Source organism: Pseudomonas sp. NFPP28 (assembly GCF_900115535.1).
Taxonomy (GTDB): Bacteria; Pseudomonadota; Gammaproteobacteria; order Pseudomonadales; family Pseudomonadaceae; genus Aquipseudomonas; species Aquipseudomonas extremorientalis.
In genome coordinates this window covers 41,071-61,554 of record NZ_FOWT01000014.1, presented here as the reverse complement: position 1 = coordinate 61,554, position 20,484 = coordinate 41,071, and the positions used below count along the sequence as shown (strand labels likewise).

Genomic DNA, 20,484 nt, shown 5'->3' with positions numbered 1-20,484 from the left:
AAACCCCGCATGCGCCTGAAGCTGCTGACCAATCTCAATACCCTTCTTCTGGTGGCCGTGTGCCTGGCGCTGGGGGCGACGTTGTGGTGGTCGCAACGGGCGCTGGAGCGACCCTATTTGCTGATGGAGCGCTACCTGGGCCTGTCGCAGACGTTCCAGAATGAAGCCGCACGCAATATCGACGATTACCTGGCCAGCGGCGACGCCCTGCGCTTGAGCAGCGCGGGCCAGAGCCTGGAAAGCCTGTTGCAGCATCTGGACGAGTTGCCTGCGGACCTTGCGCAGAACCTGCGCCCGAGCCTGGTGGACCTGGATGCGTTCAGCAAGACCGAATTGCTGGCGGCCGGTAAGCTGGCAGGCGACCCGCAAGCCTTGCTGCTACAGGCCGAACGTGAATTGGGCGCGAACCTGGAGCAACTGAGCCAGTACGCCATCGGCGTGAACTCTCCCGAAGCCGCGCGCTATCTGCCGCCGTTGCTGGCCGCCTCCCAGCACCTGGGCAAGTTATCCCTGGCCCGCGACAAACTGGTGAGCAGCGGGCGTGCGGAACTGGCCGACGATGTGGAACGCGAAGTCGGCGCTATCCGCAGCCAGGCCGACCTGTTGGAGCAACTGCCGTTGCTCGGTGTCAAGGCCAGCGCCGAATCCAACGCCGATGACTTTTCCGCGCTGATGGGGCTGCAGAACAGCGAAAAAACCGAAGCCCAGGACACCGGCGTCGACCTCAAGCGTGAACTCAATAGCCTGCTCACCCGCTACCCCGCCGAACTCAAGCGCACCCGCGACCAGATCCAGCAACGCACCGAACTGGCCGCCAAGACCCACCAGAAAATCAACTCCGTTCAGCAAGCCATCGCCGCACTGGAACCGGTGGTGCGCGCGCAACATGGCCAAATCCAGGGTGAAGTGCGCCTGATGCAAGGGCTGATGATTGGCCTGATCCTGTTGATCGCGCTGCTGATCGACACCTTGCAACGCAAGCTGGCGCGGGTGCTGACCAATCTGGCGCCGGCCCTGTCGACTTGGGCCGAGGGTGACTTCAGCCAGCCGATTGCCCTGGGCAAGACCAATCGCGAACTGCACGATATCGAAGCGTCTCTGAACCGCCTGCGCACCTACCTGGTGGACTTGGTCGGCACCATTCGCGGCAACGCCGAAGAAGTTGCCAGCAGCAGCCGTACCCTCGCCGAACTGAGCAGCGGCCTGCACGACGGCGCCGAACGCCAGGCCGGGGATACTGCGCAAATCCGAGATTCATTGGGTGAACTGGAGGCGACGATCCAGCAAGTCGCCGGTGATGCCAGCCAGGCTGCCGGTGCCAGTCGCAGTGCCGGCCAGGCCGTGGAACAAGGCCAGCGCGTGATCGGCCTGAGCCTCACCGGGCTGCGTGCCCTGGTGGGCGAAGTGCAGCAAAACGCGCAGATGATCGAAAAACTGGCTGAGGAATCCGCCACCATCGGCGGCGTGCTCACGGTGATCCGCTCGATTGCCGACCAGACCAACCTGCTGGCCCTCAACGCTGCCATCGAGGCCGCCCGTGCCGGTGAGGCCGGACGCGGTTTTGCCGTGGTGGCCGACGAGGTGCGCTCGCTGGCCCAACGCACCGCTGGCGCCACCGCAGAAATCCAGACCTTGATCGCCGGGCTGCAGAGCGCCGCCCACCAATCGGTGCAAGGCATGCGGGCCCAGGTCGAACACGCCGAAGCCACCGCCCAGCAAGCCCAGGCGGCGGACGGTGCGCTGGATGAGATTGTCGAGGCGATCCAGACCATTTCCGACACCGCCGTGCGCATCGCCGATGTGACCGCGCAGCAGAGTGGTGCCGTCAGCGAGATTCGCGACAACAGTGAGCGGATTCATCAGTTGGGTGAGGACAACTTGCTGCGAATCGGCCAGGGCCGCAGCCAGGGTGAGCACTTGCTGGTGCTAGGTGGGCAGCTCAACACTGCCGTTCAAGCCTTCCGCGTCTGACACGATCTTCAACCTTATAGAGATCAAATGTGGGAGGGGGCTTGCCCCCGATTGCAGTGTGTCAGCCTCAGTGTCTGTAACTGACCCAGCGCTATCGGGGCAAGCCCCCTCCCACATTTGACCTTCATGGCATTCAGTAGCGTATTACCCATGACCGGATCACCGGCCACAGTCACAAATTTCGCGCTATCCTCGCTAATCGTGCCGCCTACTGCATAGAACTGGACAGTCACAAAGGCTTTGCGGCATAGTCGCCGGGTTCTGCCGTACCCCCATCAATAACAAGGAACAGCCGATGGCGACCTTACTGGTTCTTCACGGACCCAACCTGAACCTGCTCGGCACCCGTGAACCGGGCGTCTACGGGGCAGTCACCCTGGACCAGATCAACCTTGATCTCGAACGCAGGGCGCGTGAAGCCGGCCACCATCTGCTCTACCTGCAAAGCAATGCCGAGTACGAATTGATTGATCGCATCCATGCCGCGCGCGGCGAAGGCGTGGATTTCATCCTGATCAATCCCGCCGCTTTTACGCATACAAGTGTTGCATTACGTGACGCGCTGCTGGCGGTGAGCATCCCATTCATCGAAGTGCATTTGTCGAACGTGCACAAACGCGAAGCTTTCCGCCATCACTCCTACTTCTCCGATGTAGCGGTAGGTGTGATCTGCGGCCTTGGCGCCAGCGGTTACCGACTGGCCCTGGAGGCCGCCCTGGAACAACTTGAACAACCGGCCAAGCGCCCCTGACCGACCCTTGGGAGTTGATGATTCATGGATATCCGTAAAGTTAAGAAACTGATCGAACTGCTGGAAGAATCCGGTATCGACGAGCTGGAAATCAAGGAAGGCGAAGAGTCCGTACGGATCAGCCGCCACAGCAAGACCCCGGCCCAGCAGTTCTATGCACCACAGATGCAAGCGCCGGCTCCGGCCGCTGCTGCTCCGGCCGCCGCGCCTGCTGCCGCCGCTGCACCTGCCGCCCCAGCCGCTCCGGCGCTGAACGGCTTCGTGGTCAAGTCGCCAATGGTCGGTACGTTCTACCGCACCCCGGCACCGACTTCGCCAGCCTTCGTTGAAGTCGGCGCTACCGTGAAAGTGGGCGACACCATCTGCATCGTTGAAGCGATGAAGATGATGAACCACATCACCGCTGAAAAAGCCGGCGTCATCGAATCCATCCTGGTAGAAAACGGTCAGCCGGTTGAGTACGACCAGCCGCTGTTCACCATCGTTTGAACCGCGGAGCGCCTTCGATGTTGAAACCTGCGAAGAAACTGCAAAAAGTCCTGATCGCCAACCGCGGCGAGATCGCGCTGCGTATCCTGCGCGCCTGTAAGGAAGAGGGCATCAAGACCGTCGCTGTTTACTCGACGGCCGATACCGAATTGATGCACGTGAAACTGGCGGACGAAAGCATCTGCATCGGCCCGCCACTGGCCACGAACTCGTACTTGAAAGTCTCGAACATCATCGCGGCCGCGGAAGTGACCGGCGCTGATGGCATCCACCCTGGCTACGGCTTCCTCGCGGAAAACGCCGATTTCGCCGAACAGGTGGAAAAGTCCGGGTTTGCCTTCATCGGCCCGAAAGCCGAAACCATTCGCCTGATGGGTGACAAGGTGTCGGCCAAGGACGCCATGATCGCGGCCGGCGTGCCAACCGTTCCAGGCTCCGACGGCCCGCTGCCGGAAGACGAGGAAACCGCGCTGCGCATTGGTCGCGAAGTCGGCTACCCGGTGATCATCAAGGCCGCCGGTGGCGGTGGTGGTCGCGGCATGCGCGTGGTGCATAAGGAAGAAGACCTGATCGAAGCTGCCAAGCAGACTCGCTCCGAAGCGGGCGCCTGGTTCGGCAACCCGATGGTCTACCTGGAGAAGTACCTGACCAACCCACGTCACGTGGAAGTGCAAGTATTGTCCGACGGCCAAGGCCACGCCATCCACCTGGGCGACCGCGACTGCTCGCTGCAACGTCGTCACCAGAAGGTCCTGGAAGAAGCGCCAGCACCGGGCCTGGATGAAAAAGCGCGCCAGGAAGTACTGGCTCGTTGCGTCAAGGCGTGCATCGACATCAACTACCGTGGCGCGGGTACTTTCGAGTTCCTGTACGAGAACGGTCGTTTCTACTTCATCGAGATGAACACTCGTGTGCAGGTAGAGCATCCGGTGTCGGAGATGGTCACCGGTATCGACATCGTCAAGGAGATGCTCAGCATCGCCGCCGGCAACCCGCTGTCCTTCACCCAGGACGACGTGAAGATGCACGGCCACTCCCTGGAGTGCCGCATCAACGCCGAAGACCCGAAAACCTTTATCCCAAGCCCTGGCCTGATCAAGCATTTCCACGCGCCCGGCGGCAACGGCGTACGTGTGGATTCGCACCTGTACAGCGGCTACAAGGTGCCGTCCAACTACGACTCGCTGATCGGCAAGCTGATCACCTGGGGCGCTACCCGCGACGAGGCCATGGCCCGTATGCGCAACGCCCTGGACGAAATCGTGGTCGACGGCATCAAGACCAACATCCCGCTGCATCGGGACCTGGTCCGTGATGAAGGCTTCTGCGAAGGTGGTGTGAACATCCACTACCTGGAACACAAGCTGGCCAACCAGTAAGTGCGCCAAACGACACAGCCGCCTCCGGGCGGCTTTGTTGTTTACGGGCCCCGGATTTCCTGGATGTACAGGGTCCAATGTGACAAAGAGCTTGCCCCCTCCCACAGTTGTCCTGTGTATATTTTGAATACTGCAAATCGCCAGCACAGTCGTCTTCTGACCGCTGCTCGCGTAAACTTGCGCCCTTTCGCAGCCCCACCGCGCTGCACACTCATTTTTTCAAAGGTGCCCGCCATGCCTTGGCTGCAAGTCCGTCTCGCCATCAGCCCAGAACAAGCCGAAACCTATGAAGACGCTTTCCTCGAAGTAGGCGCTGTCTCCGTAACGTTCATGGACGCCGAAGACCAGCCGATCTTCGAACCCGAACTCAACACCACGCCGCTGTGGTCCCACACCCATTTGCTGGCCCTGTTCGAAGAGGGCACCGATGCCGCCAGCGTCCTGGCCCATATGGAGCTGCTCACCGGCGGCCCGCTGCCAGAGCACCACAGCGAAGTCATCGAAGACCAGGACTGGGAACGCAGCTGGATGGACAACTTCCAGCCGATGCGTTTTGGTCAGCGCCTGTGGATTGTACCGAGCTGGCATGCCGCGCCCGAGCCCGACGCCGTCAACCTGCTGCTGGATCCGGGCCTGGCGTTCGGCACCGGCACCCACCCGACCACCGCGCTGTGCCTGGAATGGCTGGACGGCCAGGACCTGACCGACAGCTACGTGCTGGACTTCGGCTGCGGCTCGGGGATCCTGGCGATTGCCGCCCTGCTGCTCGGCGCCAAGGAAGCCGTGGGCACCGACATCGACGTGCAAGCCCTGGAAGCCTCTCGCGATAACGCCGGGCGCAACAACATTCCTGAAGGCAAATTCCCACTCTACCTGCCGGAGCAATTGCCCCAGGTACAGGCCGACGTGCTGGTGGCCAACATCCTCGCCGGCCCGCTGGTGTCGTTGGCGCCGCAGTTGTCGAGCCTGGTCAAGCCGGGCGGCCGCCTGGCGCTGTCGGGCATCCTGGCCGAGCAGGGCGAAGACGTCGCCGCTGCCTACGCCAAGGATTTCGAGCTGGACCCGATCGCCAACCGCGATGGCTGGGTACGCATCAGCGGTCGTCGGCGCTAGAATGAGCGCTTGCCTGAATCGGATGGCCGCATGACCGACAGTTTCGTCACCCAGTGCCCGCATTGCCAAGCACGCTTTCGCGTCAACCACGCTCAATTGAGCGTGGCCCGTGGCGTGGTGCGCTGCGGCTCGTGCCTGCAAGTGTTCAATGCGGCTCGCCAACTGCTGGAGCAACGCGCCCAGGCGCCGACACCGCAGCCCGAGTCGACTCCCGAGGCGCCGCGCGCGATCAGCCAGAAGCAGTGGAGCGCGGAAGAGCTGGACCTGGACAACCTGGACCTGGATGAAGAACTGGCCAAGCTGGAACGCCGCGAGATTCAGCACACGCAGCCTGTTGGCGCAGATCGTCGCCAGCCCGGCACCGACCGCCGCCAAAAGGATGAGTCCTTCAGCGCCAGCCGCGACACGGTCAAGGCCGAAGAAGAAAAATGGGCGGCAAGCCTGTTCAGCGAGCCGCCTGAAGAGCGCCTCCACGTCACCGAAGACCAGCCAGAACCTGCGACCAGGCAGCGCACCGAACCGTCCATGTCGTTCCACACCGACCATCGCGACGATGAGCCCCCCCTGCGTTCAACACCAGACGATGACGACATCGACCCACCGTTTACACCGCTGACCAAAGCGGCCGAACCCGACGATCGCCTGCCCCCCCGCCGCAAGCGCCCACGCGCTGAAACCAGCGCCCATGACGACCTGCTGCAGGACCTGGAAGACGATCCACTGCACCTCTACGCACAAAAACGCCCGACAGGCCTGGGCCGTCGCCTGGTCTGGCTGCTGCTGGTGCTGATCGCCGCCGCCGGCCTCGCAGGCCAATACATCGCCTACCAATTCGACGACCTGGCCCGCCAGGACGCCTATCGCCCGTGGTTCCAGCAACTGTGCCCCACCCTGGGTTGCACCGTGCCATCGCGGGTCGATATTGCCCATATCAAGAGCAGTAACCTGGTAGTGCGCAGCCACCCGGATTTCGCCGGGGCGCTGGTGGTGGACGCGATCATCTACAACCGCGCCACCTTCTCCCAGCCCTTCCCGCTGCTGGAGCTGCGTTTTGCCGACCTGAACGGCAACCTGATTGCCAGCCGTCGCTTCAAACCCGCCGAATACCTCAGCGGTGAGCTGGCCGGCGTTAGCGAAATGCCATCGCAAACCCCGATCCATATCTCACTGGATATCCTCGATCCGGGCAACAAAGCCGTGAATTACAGCCTGAGCTTCCATTCGCCCGAGTGAATCGGTTCACGCGTTGAAGTTTGACGGCAGGTTATTGACTTTCCCCTGCGTAACCAAACCGCTGGCGATAAAGAAATAACTGTTCAGATTTTATCCAATTCAGCCTTTATCCAGTCATCGAGAGCGGGTATCATGCCAACCCTTTTTCGAACTCTAATGATCCGGCCCCACAACAGGGAAGTCCTATGTCGGCGGTACGCATCGGCCCATACACATTGCAGAACGGCTTGATCCTCGCCCCGATGGCGGGCGTCACCGACCAGCCCTTTCGTCAGCTGTGCAAGCGTTTGGGCGCGGGTCTAGTAGTCTCGGAAATGGTCACCAGCGACATGAGCTTGTGGAACACCCGCAAATCGCGGATGCGCATGATCCACGAAGGTGATCCCGAGCCCCGCTCGGTACAGATCGCCGGTGGAGATGCACAGATGCTGGCGGATGCGGCCCGTGCCAACGTGGAGTTGGGGGCGCAGATCATCGACATCAACATGGGCTGCCCGGCCAAGAAGGTCTGTAACAAGGCCGCCGGTTCGGCCCTGTTGAAAGATGAGCAGTTGGTGGCCGAGATCCTGCAGGCCGTTGTCGCCGCAGTGGATGTGCCGGTTACCCTGAAGATCCGTACCGGTTGGGACCGGGACAACAAGAACGGCCTGACAGTGGCGAAGATCGCTGAACAGGCAGGCATTACAGCGCTGGCGGTGCATGGCCGTACCCGCGCCGACCTTTACACCGGTGAAGCCGAGTACGACACCATTGCTGCGATCAAGCAGGCGGTATCGATGCCGGTATTCGCCAATGGCGACATCGACTCCGCCGAGAAGGCAAGGCGCGTGCTGCATGCCACCGGTGCCGATGGCTTGTTGATTGGCCGGGCCGCCCAGGGGCGTCCGTGGATTTTTCGTGAGATCGATCATTTTCTGCGTACCGGCGAAGTGTTGCCGGCACCGGGGCTGATCGAAGTGGAACGTATTCTGCTAGAGCATCTGGCCGCCCTGCACGCCTTCTATGGGGACGTGATGGGAGTACGCATTGCTCGCAAGCATGTCGGCTGGTATCTCGCAACCCTGCCGGGCGCCAGGGAGTTTCGCGCCCACTTCAATCGTTTGGATGATACGCAAGCACAGGTCGCCACCGTTCGAGAGTACTTCAGCGAGCGTGAAAAGAGCCTGGGGACAGGGGACGGAGAGGGGGTGGCCGCATGACGATGATGACCGAGACTTTAGTGAGTGGAACAACACCCGTGAGCGACAACGTCAATTTGAAACAGCACCTCAACACGCCGAGCGAAGAAGGCCAGACCCTTCGCGGGAGTGTCGAGAAGGCGCTGCACAATTATTTCGCCCACCTTGAGGGCGCTTCCGTCACGGACGTGTACAACCTGGTGCTCTCCGAAGTCGAGGCGCCCTTGCTCGAAAGCGTGATGAACTACGTCAAGGGCAACCAGACCAAAGCCAGTGAGCTGCTGGGCCTCAACCGTGGCACCTTGCGCAAAAAGCTCAAGCAATACGATTTGCTGTAAGCATTCAATCAAACCAGAAAGGCGCCCGCGTAAAACCGGTCGCCTTTTTTGCTGACTCCTTTGCTTTTGATGGAAATTGAAATGACCGACCAGACTACCCGCCTGCCGATCCGCCGCGCCTTGATCAGTGTCTCCGACAAGACCGGGATCCTCGAATTTGCCCGGGAGCTGGAAGCCCTGGGCGTGGAAATCCTCTCCACGGGCGGGACCTTCAAACTGCTGCGGGACAATGGCGTGGCCGCAGTGGAAGTGGCGGACTACACCGGCTTCGCAGAAATGATGGACGGTCGGGTCAAGACCCTGCACCCGAAAATCCACGGCGGTATCCTCGGCCGTCGTGGCACCGACGACGCGATCATGGCCGAGCACGGCATCAAGCCGATCGACCTGGTGGCCGTCAACCTCTACCCATTCGAAGCCACCATCAACAAGCCAGGCTGCGACCTGCCGACCGCCATCGAAAACATCGATATCGGCGGCCCGACCATGGTGCGTTCGGCGGCCAAGAACCACAAAGACGTGGCCATCGTGGTCAACGCCAGTGATTACGCCAACGTATTGGAAAGCCTGAAAGCCGGTGGCCTGACCTACGCCCAGCGTTTCGACCTGATGCTCAAGGCGTTCGAACACACCGCCGCCTACGACGGCATGATCGCCAACTACATGGGCACCGTGAACCAGGCCGCTGAAACCCTCAGCACCGAAGGCCGCAGCCAGTTCCCGCGCACCTTCAACAGCCAGTTCATCAAGGCCCAGGAAATGCGCTACGGCGAGAACCCGCACCAGAGCGCGGCGTTCTACGTGGAAGCCAAGCCTGCCGAAGTCGGCATCGCCACGGCGACCCAGTTGCAAGGCAAGGAGCTGTCCTACAACAACGTGGCCGACACCGACGCCGCGCTGGAATGCGTGAAGAGCTTCGTCAAGCCGGCCTGTGTGATCGTCAAGCACGCCAACCCATGCGGCGTGGCCGTGAGCCCGGATGCTGAAGGCGGTATCCGCCAGGCGTACGAACTGGCCTACGCCACCGATACCGAATCGGCCTTCGGCGGCATCATTGCGTTCAACCGCGAACTGGATGCCGAGACCGCCAAGGCGATCGTCGAGCGTCAGTTCGTTGAAGTGATCATCGCCCCAAGCGTCAGCGAAGAAGCCCGCGCCATCGTGGCAGCCAAAGCCAATGTGCGCCTGCTGGCCTGCGGAGAGTGGTCGGCCGAGCGTGCAGCGGCCTGGGACTACAAGCGCGTCAACGGTGGCTTGCTGGTACAGAGCCGCGACATCGGCATGATCGGCAGCGAAGACCTGAAAGTCGTGACCAAGCGCGCCCCGACCGAGCAGGAGATCAACGACCTGATCTTCGCCTGGAAGGTGGCCAAGTACGTTAAATCCAACGCCATCGTCTACGCCAAGAACCGCCAGACCATCGGGGTCGGCGCCGGCCAGATGAGCCGTGTGAACTCGGCGCGTATCGCCGCGATCAAGGCCGAGCACGCCGGTTTGCAGGTGGTGGGGTCGGTGATGGCTTCCGATGCGTTCTTCCCGTTCCGTGACGGCCTGGACAACGCCGCGAAAGCCGGTGTAACCGCCGTGATCCAACCGGGTGGTTCGATGCGTGATGCCGAAGTGATCGCCGCCGCGGATGAAGCTGGCATCGCCATGGTCTTCACCGGCATGCGTCACTTCCGTCACTGATTCAACTCGATCGAAATGTGGGAGCGGGCTTGTGTGGCGATCGGGCTTGCCACATGAGTTCGGCTCCACATTGAAGCGCACCCTGAGCGCCTACAGAATTTGAGGTTTTTGACATGAATGTTTTGATCATTGGCAGCGGTGGCCGTGAACACGCCCTGGCCTGGAAAGTTGCCCAGGACCCGCGTGTCCAGAAAGTCTTCGTCGCGCCCGGCAACGCTGGCACCGCCATTGAAGCCAAGTGCGAAAACGTTGCCATCGACGTGCTGGCACTTGAGCAACTGGCGGACTTTGCCGAGAAAAATGTGTCCCTGACCATCGTCGGCCCGGAAGTGCCGCTGGTGGCCGGCGTCGTGGACCTGTTCCGCAGCCGTGGCCTGGACTGCTTCGGCCCTACCGCCGGTGCGGCCCAGTTGGAAGGTTCCAAAGCCTTCACCAAGGATTTCCTGGCCCGCCACAAGATCCCGACTGCCGACTACCAGAACTTCACCGAGATCGAGCCGGCCCTGGCTTACCTGCGCGAAAAAGGTGCGCCAATCGTGATCAAGGCCGATGGCCTCGCTGCTGGTAAAGGCGTGATCGTCGCCATGACCCTGCAGGAAGCCGAAGACGCCGTGCGCGATATGCTCGCCGGCAACGCTTTCGGTGACGCAGGTTCCCGCGTGGTCATCGAGGAGTTCCTCGACGGCGAAGAAGCCAGCTTCATCGTGATGGTCGACGGCAAGAACGTCTTGCCGATGGCCACCAGCCAGGACCACAAGCGCGTCGGCGACGGCGACACCGGCCCGAACACCGGTGGAATGGGTGCCTACTCCCCTGCCCCGGTGGTCACGGCCGATGTGCACCAGCGCGTCATGGACCTGGTGATCTGGCCGACCGTGCGCGGCATGGCCGACGAAGGCAATGTGTACACCGGTTTCCTGTATGCCGGCCTGATGATCGACAAAGCCGGTAACCCCAAAGTCATCGAGTTCAACTGCCGCTTCGGCGACCCGGAAACCCAACCGGTGATGCTGCGCCTGCAATCGAGCCTGGTGCTGTTGGTCGAAGCGGCATTGGCCCAGGCCCTGGACAAGGTTGAAGCGCAGTGGGATCCACGTCCGAGCGTCGGCATCGTGCTGGCGGCTGGTGGCTACCCTGCCGACTACGCCAAGGGCGATGTGATTGAAGGCCTGGACGCGGCTGCTACGCTGGAAGGCAAGGTGTTCCATGCGGGCACCGCGCTCAAGGATGGCCAGGTCGTGACGGCCGGTGGCCGTGTGCTATGCGCCACCGCCATGGGCGCCAGCGTCGACGCCGCGCAGCAACAGGCGTACAAGCTGGCCGCGAAGATCGACTGGAAAGGCTGCTTCTACCGCAAGGACATCGGCTATCGCGCCATTGCGCGGGAGCGTGGCGAGAACCAGTAAGCAGCTATCCGTTCGGCTAGGCAGGGGCCGCTGGCCCTTGCCGTATGCAGGCCTACCCGCGCATAGTTAACCGTGCATCAACCTACGAAGGGATTTCGCCGTGCGCTGGCTCAGGATCGCCATAGGTTTCACTGTCAGTCTGCTGACACTGCTCTGCTTGTTCCCGGCCCAGGCCGCCGCGCAAGGCAGTGGCTGGGCAGTATTGCTTGATGAACAGGCCGACCTGCAACTGAGCGACATCCGTTCCTCGCGCTACACCAACCAATTCAGCCCCATCGACCTGGACCGCATTACCGCCGCGGAACCGGACGGTGCGTTGTGGGTACGTTTCAAGCTGCAACCCGGCAAGCACGAACAAGTGCTGCGGGTATTCGCCCCGGACCTGTCGCACCTGAGCCTCTACGTGCTGGACGGCGACACCCTGGTGGAACAACAGAGCACCGGTACACGCCAGCCCCAGGCTGAACGGCCGTTGCCCAGCAGTGACTTCATGCTGCCGATGCCCCAGAGCCAGAACCCCCTCGAGGTCTACCTGCGCCTGGTCTCGGAACACGAACTGCGGCCCTACATCACCCTGGAACCGGCCGTGCTCGCCGCCGCCGACCAGACCCAGACGCTGATCTACGGCCTGCTGTTCGGCTGCCTGTTGATGCTGATCCTGCACAACCTCACGCGCTTCGCCTACCACCGCTCGCGCAGCAGCCTGTGGCTGGCGGCCTGCGAAGTGCTGCTGATGCTCAGCCTGGCGCTGCTACTCAACCTGGTGGGCCCATGGCTGCCGAACTGGCATGCGATCCAGACGCCCGGCGCCTACCTGGCGCTATTGCTCACCGCGCCGTGCGGGCTGATGTTTGCCTACCGGTTCTTCATGCCCCTGGGCCCGCACCCGCTGAACAAGCTGTTGATGGCGGACATCCTGTTCATCGTGCTGTGCGGCCTGCTGTTGTTGTTCGTCAACACCCTGCCGCTGAACATCATCACCTACGCCCTGGTGGCCCTGGCCGGCTTGAGCATGTTGTTTGTCTCGGCCTATCACTGGCAGAAAGGCTACCGCCCGGCACGTCTGTTCGTGGTGGCGATGGTGGTGTTCAACATCGGTACGCTGATCATCCTGCCAGCGTTGCTGGGCCTGACGATGGTCTCGCCCCAGGGCCTGATCGTCACGCTGCTGGCGTTTATCTGCCTGAGCGGCCTGCTGATGAGCCTGGCGTTGGGCGAACGCCAGCGTGCGATTGTCGAGGCGCGTTTCAGCCTCAGCCGCGACCTGGCGGCGAGCAATGCCGAAATCGCGGCCAAGGCCGAGTTCCTGGCCAAGATCAGCCACGAAATCCGCACCCCCATGAACGGTGTGCTGGGCATGACCGAACTGCTGTTGGGTACGCCGCTGTCGGTGAAACAGCGCGACTACGTGCAGACCATCCACAGCGCCGGCAACGAACTGCTTACGCTGATCAATGAAATCCTCGATATCTCCAAGCTCGAATCCGGCCAGATCGAACTGGACGATGTGCAATTCGACCTCAATGCGCTGATCGAAGACTGCCTGAGTATCTTCCGCGCCAAGGCCGAGCAGCAGAATGTCGAACTGATCAGCTTTATCCAGCCCCAGGTGCCCCGCGTGATCAGCGGCGACCCGACGCGCCTGCGCCAGGCCATGTTGAGCCTGCTGGAAAACGCCCTGCAAAAGACCGACGAAGGCGAAGTGCTGATCGTGGTGGCACTGGACGACCGCAGCACCAAGCCACGCCTGCGCATTGCCGTGCAGGACAGCGGCCTGCCCATGGAAGCCTCGGAGCGCGACGCCCTGCTGCACAGTGAGCTGCACAGCAAGAATTTCTTCTCGGCCACCCGGCTGAATGGCCACCTGGGCCTGGTCATCGCCCGCCAGTTGATCCTGTTGATGAACGGCGAGTTCGGCATCAAGAGCGGCAGCCACCAGGGCAGCACCCTGTGGCTGACCCTGCCGCTGGACCCGGAGCGCCTGGAACACCCGACCTCCGACCTCGACGGCCCGCTCAAAGGCGCGCGCGTGCTAGTGGTGGACGACAACGACACCTGCCGCAAAGTGCTGGTGCAACAATGTTCCGCCTGGGGCCTCAACGTCAGCGCCGTGCCCTCGGGCAAGGAAGCCCTGGCGTTGCTGCGCACCAAGGCGCACCTGCGCGACTACTTCGACGTGGTGCTGCTGGACCAGAACATGCCCGGCATGACCGGCATGCAACTGGCGGCGAAGATCAAGGAGGACCCGAGCCTGAACCATGACATCCTGCTGATCATGCTTACCGGCATCAGCAATGCGCCGAGCAAGATCATTGCGCGCAATTGCGGGATCAAGCGCATCCTCGCCAAACCGGTGGCCGGCTATACGCTCAAGACCACCCTGGCCGACGAACTGACTCAGCGCAGCAAAGGCAACGTGCCGCCACGTCCGGTCCTCAGCACTCCGGCCGCCATCACCGTGCCGGCGGATTTCCGCATCCTGGTAGCCGAAGACAACAGCATCTCCACCAAGGTGATCCGCGGCATGCTCGGCAAGCTCAACCTCGACCCGGACACCGCCAGCAACGGCGAGGAAGCGCTGGAGGCGATGAAGGCCCAGCGTTATGACCTGGTGTTGATGGACTGTGAAATGCCGATCCTCGATGGTTTCTCGGCGACCCAGCAACTGCGCGCGTGGGAAGTCAGCCACCAGCGCATCCGCACGCCGGTGGTGGCGTTGACGGCGCACATTCTGTCGGAACACAAGGAACGTGCGCGCCAGGCCGGGATGGATGGGCATATGGCCAAGCCGGTGGAGTTGTCGCAGTTGCGCGAGCTGGTGGAATTCTGGGTCGCCCAGCGGCAACAGCGCCCAGAACACGCACCTTCCTGAACTTGAAATGCAGTCAAATGTGGGAGGGGCAAGTCGAATCGTCGCACCGCCCCTCCCGCCTTTGATCTCTTTCGCCTGATAGACTCTCCACACTTTCCTCCTGCGAGCCGCCCCCATGCTCCACGTGTTATTCAGCGTCTACCTGAAAATGCTGGTGCTCTACAGCCCGTTCTTCGTGCTGTCCTGCTTTATCAGCCTGACCCGTGGTTATTCCAGCAAAGAGCGGCGGCGCCTGGCGTGGAAAGTGGCGCTGGCGACCCTGGTCTCGAGCGTGTTGCTCTACCTGTTCGGCCGGGTGATTTTCAGTGTGTTCGGCATCACCGTCGACGCCTTCCGCATCGGCGCCGGCAGTGTGCTGTTCATTTCCGCCCTGGGCATGGCCCAGGGCAAGTCGGCGGTGCAGACCGACAACGTGCAGCAGGACGTGACCATCGTGCCGCTGACCATCCCCCTCACGGTCGGCCCCGGCACCATCGGTGCGCTGCTGGTGATGGGCGTCAGCCAACCGCACTGGGATGACAAGCTTACCGCTATCCTCAGCATCGCCCTGGCCAGCCTCACGGTGGGCGTGGTGCTGTACCTGTCCAACCGTATCGAACGCATCCTCGGTGACCAGGGCTTGCAGATTGTCAGTCGGTTGATGGGATTGTTCGTGTGTGCCCTGGCCGCACAAATCATCTTTACCGGCGTGCGCGGCTACCTGGTGCCCTAGATCCGGTATTTGGCAATTGCCAGTTGTACCTTGTCGCCCGCGCTTTCGCGCATCAGTTGGATCGTCTTTTCATTGATCACCGAGGTATTGAGCACCAGGCACGTCTGCCCGCTGAAGGCCTCGAACGAGGAGCTGTCCCACTCCAGGAAGGGCAGCCCCGTCTGTTTGCTCACGCCGTGAGTGCTGTAGGTCACCAGCACCATCGTCAATTCGCCATCGATTTCGGCACAAGAGGCCAGGCCGAAATCACCGCCCTGGTGCACCGAGCTGTTGCGTTTGAACAATTCAAAAGACGCCGGCGTCTGCTTCAACGCCTCCAATGCATCGGCCGCCAGTTTCGGCAGCATGCCCAGCAGCGGCGCGGACAAGGACGTGGAAGCCAACAGCGTGGCAATAAGATTCAGCGCCGCCAGCTGCACGGTCAGCCCCTTGCCCGAACGTGAGACCCGTTCGAAGCTGCTGCGCACCGGGAGCCACCCCAGGCTGACCATCACCTTGATGAATTCGTCGTACCAGTCCTCGGTACCGCGGTGTATTTTCAATACATCGCTGACGTAACTGCTGGCCAGCAAATAACTCTTACGGACATATTCTCGCTTCAGACCCGACAGGCCTTCGGCAAACGAAATCACGCCGTTGTTGACCACGGCTGCGTTGAAGTCATCTTCGGTGTCCAGCGGTACAGCTGCGTGCTTGCCTGACGCGCCCGGTAATTTGTAGGCAGCAATCAACTTGCGCCTTTTTGTCGTGTTGATCCGTCTGTGATGTCGCTCCATTTTGATTCTCCACAAGCACCCCAACGTGGGGCTTGTGTCCACCCTAGTTCACCGGCCGATGGGCTTTCCAGGCGATAAACATCCCTTGGCGCAAGGCGTTAAACCGTAACGCCCAGCAATAACGCGGCATGACCGGCGTGCCTCCATATTTCGTTGTAAAAAAAAGAAAAAACGCCGAATAACGCCAGAAAAATCCCTGGGCTATTCGGCGCTTTCAGGCAACCGACAGGCCGTTTTCAGGAAGCGGGTTTTTCACCGTACCATCGTGGTGTGTAGACCCATTCGCCACCATCGGCACGGGGAAATGTGCAGGTAGTGGACGAGCCGATCAACACCATGGTGCGCATGTCCACTTGATCCGGCGTCAGTTGCCCCAGCGTGGTGACACGCAGGGTCTGCCCCGGGCGACCGATATCGCGGCCCAGCACCACCGGCGTTTGCGGCGTGCGATGCAGAGCGACGATTTCCAGGGCGCGCCCCAGTTGCCACGGCCGCGCACGCGAGATCGGGTTGTAGAACGCCAAGGCCAGGTCGGCCTGGGACGCGAGGTCCAGGCGTTTTTCGATGATCGACCAGGGTTTGAGGTTATCCGACAGCGACATCACGCAGAAGTCATGGCCCAGCGGTGCGCCCGCCTGGGCGGCAGTGGCCAGGCTGGCCGAGACCCCGGGCAGGATTTCCAGGTCGACCTGATGCCAGGCCGGATCGCTGGATTCGTGCAGCGCCTCGATCACCGCAGCCGCCATAGCGAACACACCCGGGTCACCGGAGGACACCACCACCACCGAGCGACCTTGGGCCGCCAGCTCGAAGGCGTGGCGGGCCCGCTGCATTTCTTCGCGGTTATCGGTGCAGTGTTGCACTTGATCATCGCGGAACGGGCCGGCCATGCGCACATAGGTTTCGTAACCCAGCACATCGGTGCAACGCGCCAACTCAGCCTTCACCGCAGGCACCATCAACTCGGCGGCACCGGGGCCAAGGCCGATCACGGCAAGGCGGCCACGAACACGACCAATCTGCGACAACTCCAGCGGCTGTTCAGCCACGCTGACCACGATATCGGCGTCCTGGCAAACGCTGGTAAAACGCAACGGCACACCCAGCGCCAATGCCGCCTCATGCAGCGACGCTTCGGCCATCTGCGTTTCGCTGGCCAGCAGGCACGCCAGGGATTGCACGGCCAGACCCGCTTCATGCAACGCCGTGCGTACACGCTCGGCCAATTGCGCGCCGGGTTTGCAGGTCACACTGACGGTCTTCGGGTAGATCAGCAATTCATTGGCGGTGGGTTGGCGCTCGGCACTGCCGACATGAATCGCCAGGCGCGCTTGTGGGTCCTGCGGCAAGTTGGCTTGGTCCAGCCAAGGCGCTGCGCCTTCGATGCGCACGTTTTCACCGGCCAGCAAGTCGGAAACGAAACGCTTGCCCAACTCCAGGTCGGCCAGCTCGTAGCCCTGCGGCGGGTTGAGCAGGCAGGTGCCAAAACGCAGTTCGCCACTGGTGGTGATCGCAGCGGCCACATTCAACGCGGCAGCAATTTCGCGCGCCATGACGTTTACACCGCCAAGGCCCCCCAGCAACGGCACTACGGCGCTGCCGTCTTCAGCCACGGCCAGCACGGCCGGCTCTTCGCCTTTTTCCAGCAGCAGCGGCGCCAGGGTGCGGATCACGATACCGGCCGCGCACAGCGCAATCAGCGGCGTGCCTTGCTGGTACAACTGGCGCAGGGTCGTGCCGAACTCGCTGTAGGCCTGGTCAGCACCTTCAACGCGTCCGGCAAGACCGTGGATCAGCGCCTCGGGATAAACCTGTTGGATCCTGCGCGCGGTGGCCAGGCTGCCCTGGCCCAGAATGACAATCGACGGGCTCATCAACCTTGCCACCTTTCACCCGGCACGATGATCAGCGAGAAATAGGGCGAAGATGCCGGGTCGACCTGATCCAGCGGCACGATCTTCTGGTTGGCCATCGTGGCGCGCTCCACATAGAGGGCACGCTCGGCCAGGCCGAGTTCTTCGAGCACCAGGCGCACTTTCGGGAAGTTGCGCCCCAGCTTCATGATCACCGCCGCGTCGGCGTCCGCCAGGCGGCGCTTCAGGTCCTCATGGGGCAACACGCCCGAAAGCACCGACAGGCTCTGGTTGCGATACACCAGCGGCGCCCCCAACACCGAGGCGCCGCCGAGCATCGAGCACACGCCGGGGATGACTTGCGCTTCGTAGCGTTCGGCAAGTCGGTCATGCAGATACATGTAGGAACCGTAGAAGAACGGGTCGCCTTCGCAGATCACCGCCACATCGCGACCGGCATCCAGGTGCGCGGCAACGTCGACACTGGCAGCGTCGTAGAAATCGCTGATCACCTGCTCATAGGACATCGGCGCCGGCAGTACCTCGGTGGTCACCGGGTACACCAGCGGCATCAAGGTCTGTTGCGGCACCAGGTGATCTTCGATGATGCCGAAGGCATTGCCCTTCTTGCCCTTGGCCACGAAGTACGCCACCACCGGCGATTCGCGCAGCAGGCGCAGGGCCTTGAGGGTGATCAGTTCCGGGTCGCCGGGGCCTACGCCCAGGCCGATCAAACGTCCGCGTGCCGGCATTATTCGACCTCCGTGGCCAGGGCATTCACCGCAGCGGCGGCCATCGCGCTGCCGCCCAGGCGGCCCTGCATGATCACGAACGGCACGCCACGGCTGTCCGCCGCCAGCATCGCCTTGGATTCGGCGGCGCCGACAAACCCGACCGGGAAGCCAAGGATCAAGGCAGGTTTAGGCGCACCGGCATCGAGCATTTCCAGCAGGTAGAACAACGCGGTCGGCGCATTGCCGATCACTACTACGCTGCCTTCCAGATGCGGGCGCCACAGCTCCAGCGCGGCGGCGGAACGGGTGTTGCCCAGTTCACGCGCCAGCTCCGGCACGCTGTCGTCGCGCAGGGTGCAGATCACCGGGTTATTGGCCGGCAGGCGCGCACGGGTCACACCCTCGGAAACCATCCGCGCATCACACAGGATCGGCGCGCCAGCGGCCAACGCATCGCGCCCGGCCTTGCCCGCGCCTTCGGAAAACTGCAGGCCGTCGATGGCCTCGACCATGCCGCACGCATGAATCACCCGCACCGCGAGTTTCTCCAGGTCGGCCGGAATGCGCTCCAACCTGGCTTCCGCGCGAATAATGGCGAAGGAGTTGCGATAGATCTCCTGACCGTCGCGGATGTAATCAATCATCGGTGTTGCTCCGTGGACGAGCGCGCAACAGGGCGCCCGCCGCTTCAATGGAAAGGGTGCGCGCGTGCAGCCGGCCGAAACCGGGCTGGGCTGCCTCGCGGAAATAGAGGTCGTAGTGGCCGGGGCTCACCGCCAGCAAGGTGACCGGCGCGACATGCGCGGCGGCACAGGAACGGGGGCAGCCGGACAGATGCACGTCATGGCCGGGGTTCAGCGCAGCCAGTTGCACGGCGTCAGCCTTGGTGTCGGCCAGGGCCTTGCCGCAACCGCTGGAACCCGTGCAGGCGGTCATGCGCGCCAGGGGTTGGTCGATGGAGCAAAGGAAGCCCAGTTGCGCCAGGCGCTCGGTCACGGCGTGCGGTTTTTCGATGTTGGGCAACAGCACGCCTTGCCAAGGGGTGAAGCGCAAGGTGCCGTCGCCGTACTCACTGGCCAGGTGTGCGGCGCCTTTGAGCATCGTCGCGTCCAGGCGCCCCAAGGGTGCGATGACGGCGACGTAGAACTGATTCCTTTGAACCTGTGGATAAGTGCCGAGGTGCAGCAAAGCCCCGCTGGGCGGGCGTTTGAAGCCTTCAGCCGACAGCAATGGCAGGCGCAGATGCCCCAGCAAGTTATCCACAGCCAAATGCCGCATGCGGGTTTGTTCCGGGCTGGCCATTTCGAGGAACGCCTCCAGCACGGCCACCACCAGCGCATGCCCCTGCTCGAGCGGCACGGCGGCCAGCGGCGCATCCAGCCCCGGGCAACCGGCCAGGCCAAAGGCGAGGAGCGTCTGGCCATTGCGGATAAAGGCCGACAGCCACAGGTCGTGGTGATGTTCGAGCATCGCCAGGGCTTCGCCGCCATCCAGTTGTACGGCGAACTTGGCCGACAGTTCATGGAAACGGGGATGGTTTTGCAGGGTGGCGAGAATCTGCTCAGCCAACGGGCGGGTGTCGAACAGCATCTGCGGGTCGATCCCGGCGCTGGGGCTGAGCATCAGGTTGCGTACATCGTCGCCGGCGGCATTGTCGGGACCCAGGCCTGCGGCCAGTAGCAGGGCGATCAATGCCTGCTCTTGGGCACCGATCCCGCGAATCTGCAGGTTGGCCCGGTTGGTCGCCTCGATCACCCCGCCCGCATGGGCCTGGGCCGCGTCCGCCACGGCATGGGCTTGTGTAGCACTGATCGAACCACCGGCCAACTTGATCCGGCAAATGCCGCCGTCCAACGCCTGGACAATGCGCAGCAACCCCGGACAAGCCGAGGGGCGCAAAGTATTCACAGCGGGCGTTGGGTTCACGGGGCTACCGGTTGGTGGGTAAAGGCGCGGTATTATGCCTGCTTTGTCCGGCGGCATGAAAAGC

The 20,484-nt window shown here is 62.4% G+C and carries 17 protein-coding genes; 12 read left to right on the top strand and 5 right to left on the bottom strand.

What is annotated here, in order from left to right; translation table 11 throughout:
* The first annotated feature begins 9 nt into the window (after window positions 1-9).
* From BM110_RS28795 to BM110_RS28740, 12 genes are all read left to right on the top strand, one after another.
* Entirely contained in the window at window positions 10-1,971 is a 1,962-nt protein-coding gene (locus BM110_RS28795) for a methyl-accepting chemotaxis protein (protein ID WP_093514652.1), read from the top strand.
* A 295-nt stretch (window positions 1,972-2,266) separates the two neighbouring features.
* Window positions 2,267-2,722 (top strand): type II 3-dehydroquinate dehydratase, encoded by a 456-nt coding sequence (aroQ, locus tag BM110_RS28790; RefSeq protein ID WP_010213488.1) that lies wholly within the window; start codon window positions 2,267-2,269, stop codon window positions 2,720-2,722.
* 24 nt (window positions 2,723-2,746) lie between these two features.
* Window positions 2,747-3,211: an acetyl-CoA carboxylase biotin carboxyl carrier protein gene (gene accB / locus BM110_RS28785; protein ID WP_010213489.1), complete on the top strand. Its 465-nt coding sequence runs from the start codon at window positions 2,747-2,749 to the stop codon at window positions 3,209-3,211.
* 17 nt (window positions 3,212-3,228) lie between these two features.
* Entirely contained in the window at window positions 3,229-4,590 is a 1,362-nt protein-coding gene (gene accC, locus BM110_RS28780) for an acetyl-CoA carboxylase biotin carboxylase subunit (protein ID WP_093514651.1), read from the top strand.
* Window positions 4,591-4,824: 234 nt separating this feature from the next.
* Window positions 4,825-5,703, top strand: coding sequence for a 50S ribosomal protein L11 methyltransferase (gene prmA / locus BM110_RS28775; RefSeq protein ID WP_093514650.1), 879 nt, complete (start codon window positions 4,825-4,827; stop codon window positions 5,701-5,703).
* Window positions 5,704-5,733: 30 nt separating this feature from the next.
* Window positions 5,734-6,936 (top strand): DUF3426 domain-containing protein, encoded by a 1,203-nt coding sequence (locus BM110_RS28770; protein WP_093514649.1) that lies wholly within the window; start codon window positions 5,734-5,736, stop codon window positions 6,934-6,936.
* Between the two features lie 185 nt (window positions 6,937-7,121).
* Window positions 7,122-8,135 (top strand): tRNA dihydrouridine synthase DusB, encoded by a 1,014-nt coding sequence (gene dusB, locus BM110_RS28765; RefSeq protein ID WP_092249945.1) that lies wholly within the window; start codon window positions 7,122-7,124, stop codon window positions 8,133-8,135.
* Window positions 8,132-8,452 (top strand): DNA-binding transcriptional regulator Fis, encoded by a 321-nt coding sequence (gene fis, locus BM110_RS28760; RefSeq protein WP_002555375.1) that lies wholly within the window; start codon window positions 8,132-8,134, stop codon window positions 8,450-8,452. Before dusB ends, fis begins: the two co-directional genes overlap by 4 nt.
* 81 nt (window positions 8,453-8,533) lie before the next feature.
* The gene (gene purH / locus BM110_RS28755; protein ID WP_092249942.1) at window positions 8,534-10,141 is read left to right on the top strand and encodes a bifunctional phosphoribosylaminoimidazolecarboxamide formyltransferase/IMP cyclohydrolase; all 1,608 of its coding nucleotides are present in this window, start codon (window positions 8,534-8,536) and stop codon (window positions 10,139-10,141) included.
* 113 nt (window positions 10,142-10,254) lie between these two features.
* Complete coding sequence (purD, locus tag BM110_RS28750) at window positions 10,255-11,547, top strand: phosphoribosylamine--glycine ligase (protein WP_071493000.1); 1,293 nt, start codon at window positions 10,255-10,257, stop codon at window positions 11,545-11,547.
* A 100-nt stretch (window positions 11,548-11,647) separates the two neighbouring features.
* Window positions 11,648-14,419 carry a hybrid sensor histidine kinase/response regulator gene (locus tag BM110_RS28745; protein ID WP_092249939.1) on the top strand — a complete coding sequence of 924 codons (2,772 nt, stop codon included), beginning with the start codon at window positions 11,648-11,650 and terminating at the stop codon, window positions 14,417-14,419.
* Between the two features lie 115 nt (window positions 14,420-14,534).
* Window positions 14,535-15,131 carry a MarC family protein gene (locus tag BM110_RS28740; protein WP_003171467.1) on the top strand — a complete coding sequence of 199 codons (597 nt, stop codon included), beginning with the start codon at window positions 14,535-14,537 and terminating at the stop codon, window positions 15,129-15,131.
* On the opposite strand, the gene BM110_RS28735 is transcribed toward BM110_RS28740, so the two are convergent.
* The 5 genes from BM110_RS28735 to cobG all read right to left on the bottom strand — a co-directional run bounded on the left by BM110_RS28735 (window position 15,128) and on the right by cobG (window position 20,477).
* Window positions 15,128-15,907 carry a hypothetical protein gene (locus tag BM110_RS28735; protein ID WP_092249936.1) on the bottom strand — a complete coding sequence of 260 codons (780 nt, stop codon included), beginning with the start codon at window positions 15,905-15,907 and terminating at the stop codon, window positions 15,128-15,130. The genes BM110_RS28740 and BM110_RS28735 overlap by 4 nt on opposite strands.
* Window positions 15,908-16,143: 236 nt before the next feature.
* Window positions 16,144-17,781: a precorrin-3B C(17)-methyltransferase gene (cobJ, locus tag BM110_RS28730; RefSeq protein WP_093514648.1), complete on the bottom strand. Its 1,638-nt coding sequence runs from the start codon at window positions 17,779-17,781 to the stop codon at window positions 16,144-16,146.
* Window positions 17,781-18,512 carry a precorrin-2 C(20)-methyltransferase gene (locus tag BM110_RS28725; RefSeq protein WP_071491607.1) on the bottom strand — a complete coding sequence of 244 codons (732 nt, stop codon included), beginning with the start codon at window positions 18,510-18,512 and terminating at the stop codon, window positions 17,781-17,783. Before BM110_RS28725 ends, cobJ begins: the two co-directional genes overlap by 1 nt.
* Entirely contained in the window at window positions 18,512-19,138 is a 627-nt protein-coding gene (locus BM110_RS28720) for a precorrin-8X methylmutase (protein ID WP_071491608.1), read from the bottom strand. The genes BM110_RS28725 and BM110_RS28720 overlap by 1 nt, the downstream gene beginning before the upstream one ends.
* Window positions 19,131-20,477 (bottom strand): precorrin-3B synthase, encoded by a 1,347-nt coding sequence (cobG, locus tag BM110_RS28715; RefSeq protein ID WP_093514647.1) that lies wholly within the window; start codon window positions 20,475-20,477, stop codon window positions 19,131-19,133. Before cobG ends, BM110_RS28720 begins: the two co-directional genes overlap by 8 nt.
* Window positions 20,478-20,484: the final 7 nt, after the last annotated feature.

Excerpts from the sequence above, each read along its gene's own strand:
- accC (WP_093514651.1), top strand. The coding sequence starts at position 3,229 with ATGTTGAAACCTGCGAAGAAACTGCAAAAAGTCCTGATCGCCAACCGC.
- BM110_RS28740 (WP_003171467.1), top strand. The coding sequence starts at position 14,535 with ATGCTCCACGTGTTATTCAGCGTCTACCTGAAAATGCTGGTGCTCTAC.
- dusB (WP_092249945.1), top strand. The coding sequence starts at position 7,122 with ATGTCGGCGGTACGCATCGGCCCATACACATTGCAGAACGGCTTGATC.
- BM110_RS28735 (WP_092249936.1), bottom strand. The coding sequence starts at position 15,907 with ATGGAGCGACATCACAGACGGATCAACACGACAAAAAGGCGCAAGTTG.
- purD (WP_071493000.1), top strand. The coding sequence starts at position 10,255 with ATGAATGTTTTGATCATTGGCAGCGGTGGCCGTGAACACGCCCTGGCC.
- fis (WP_002555375.1), top strand. The coding sequence starts at position 8,132 with ATGACGATGATGACCGAGACTTTAGTGAGTGGAACAACACCCGTGAGC.
- BM110_RS28725 (WP_071491607.1), bottom strand. The coding sequence starts at position 18,512 with ATGCCGGCACGCGGACGTTTGATCGGCCTGGGCGTAGGCCCCGGCGAC.
- accB (WP_010213489.1), top strand. The coding sequence starts at position 2,747 with ATGGATATCCGTAAAGTTAAGAAACTGATCGAACTGCTGGAAGAATCC.
- purH (WP_092249942.1), top strand. The coding sequence starts at position 8,534 with ATGACCGACCAGACTACCCGCCTGCCGATCCGCCGCGCCTTGATCAGT.
- cobG (WP_093514647.1), bottom strand. The coding sequence starts at position 20,477 with ATGCCGCCGGACAAAGCAGGCATAATACCGCGCCTTTACCCACCAACC.
- BM110_RS28795 (WP_093514652.1), top strand. The coding sequence starts at position 10 with ATGCGCCTGAAGCTGCTGACCAATCTCAATACCCTTCTTCTGGTGGCC.
- aroQ (WP_010213488.1), top strand. The coding sequence starts at position 2,267 with ATGGCGACCTTACTGGTTCTTCACGGACCCAACCTGAACCTGCTCGGC.
- BM110_RS28770 (WP_093514649.1), top strand. The coding sequence starts at position 5,734 with ATGACCGACAGTTTCGTCACCCAGTGCCCGCATTGCCAAGCACGCTTT.
- prmA (WP_093514650.1), top strand. The coding sequence starts at position 4,825 with ATGCCTTGGCTGCAAGTCCGTCTCGCCATCAGCCCAGAACAAGCCGAA.
- BM110_RS28720 (WP_071491608.1), bottom strand. The coding sequence starts at position 19,138 with ATGATTGATTACATCCGCGACGGTCAGGAGATCTATCGCAACTCCTTC.
- cobJ (WP_093514648.1), bottom strand. The coding sequence starts at position 17,781 with ATGAGCCCGTCGATTGTCATTCTGGGCCAGGGCAGCCTGGCCACCGCG.